The 1,264-nt window shown below is 61.6% G+C and carries 2 protein-coding genes; one reads left to right on the plus strand and one right to left on the minus strand.

Annotation, left to right across the window (positions count from 1 at the left end):
* On the minus strand, window positions 1-480 hold a 480-nt coding region (locus EOA22_RS34030; protein WP_164756199.1), incomplete at its 3' end, for an outer membrane beta-barrel protein.
* Between the two features lie 412 nt (window positions 481-892).
* Here EOA22_RS34030 and EOA22_RS34035 point away from each other — a divergent pair.
* Window positions 893-1,264: SDR family NAD(P)-dependent oxidoreductase (locus EOA22_RS34035; RefSeq protein ID WP_127390635.1), on the plus strand; the 372-nt coding region annotated here is incomplete at its 3' end.

The raw sequence follows: 1,264 nt of genomic DNA on the forward strand, positions 1-1,264 counted from the left end.
ACCGTATACGTCGTCTTCGACCTTCAGGCTTCTTCCGGCGAGACCGCCGGTGCCATAGAGCAGGATTTCGGGGGTCACGGCATAGCCGAGACGGGCTCGCAACGAACCCTCGAAGCCGGCCTTGGAATTGACGCCAGAATCGTCGCCCTTGACGCCGTTGTAGCCGAGTTCGGCTTCAGCGCCGTAGACGAAGTTCTCTTGCTGCCACTGATAGCCGCCGAAGACGCTGCCGACGAAGCCCTTGGTGCCGACGTCAACATTGTCAACACCCAGATCCTTTTCCTTGGTATGGCCGCTGAAGCCATAGCCGACGTTGAGACCGGCGTAGGGGCCGGCCCACGAAGCGACGGGAAGTTCAGCGATCGGCGCAGGTGCCGGCGGCTCTTCCGAAACCACGTCAGCAGCATAGGCAGTTCCGCTGAGGGCGAAGAGCCCGAGCGCAACGGCCAGCGGCCGTGCGAATTTGAGATTGGCTTGCATTGTTCTTTACTCCTTAAGCCACAGGACACAGGCTTGTTTCTCACGATCGCCATCGACCCGTCCGGGGGGGAAACGGATCTGGCGTTCGTCGGTTCCAAATGTCGTGTCAAAATGCGGCTGAAGCGAACCTGAACTTGGGTCATTCCCCGGCGCAAATGAGGCAGAACCTTGACGTTGCATCTTCGCAACAGCGAAATGGCAGGAACCATCCGGTGCTGCGCTGCACACCGCTTGGTGCAAGGACTCCAGCACCCTATATTGCGGTCGGGCACGCCTGAGTCCAGGGCGGGCCAAGATGCCCAAACGGCCGTTTCGCCACAATGCTGCCCAAGGTGCGAACACCATTTAACGCATGCCGGGCCATATTTCGCCGGCACTGCTTTTTCGGGCCGAAATTGAGGATTGACACCATATGAGCAAAGCCACTGTCACGGCGCTGGTGACGGGCGGGGCCAGGCGGATCGGCAGGGCGATCGTCGAGGATCTCGCCGCGCACGGTTTTGCCGTCGCCATCCATTGCAACCGCTCGCGCAGCGAGGCCGATGCGTTGGCTGCCGAAATCATCGCCGGAGGTGGCCGCGCCGCAGTGGTCGCCGCCGACCTGACCGATATGGACGCCATCGATGACCTTATCGGCGAGGCGCAAGCAGCGCTCGGGCCGCTCTCGCTGCTGGTCAACAACGCGTCGCTGTTCGAGGACGATTCGGTTCTGGATTTCGACTGGCGGGCCTGGGACCGGCACTTTGCCGTCCATGTGAAAACGCCCGCGCTCCTGGGGCAGAAT

It is taken from the genome of Mesorhizobium sp. M7A.F.Ca.US.014.04.1.1, assembly GCF_003998745.1.
In the GTDB taxonomy this organism is placed as follows: Bacteria; Pseudomonadota; Alphaproteobacteria; order Rhizobiales; family Rhizobiaceae; genus Mesorhizobium; species Mesorhizobium ciceri.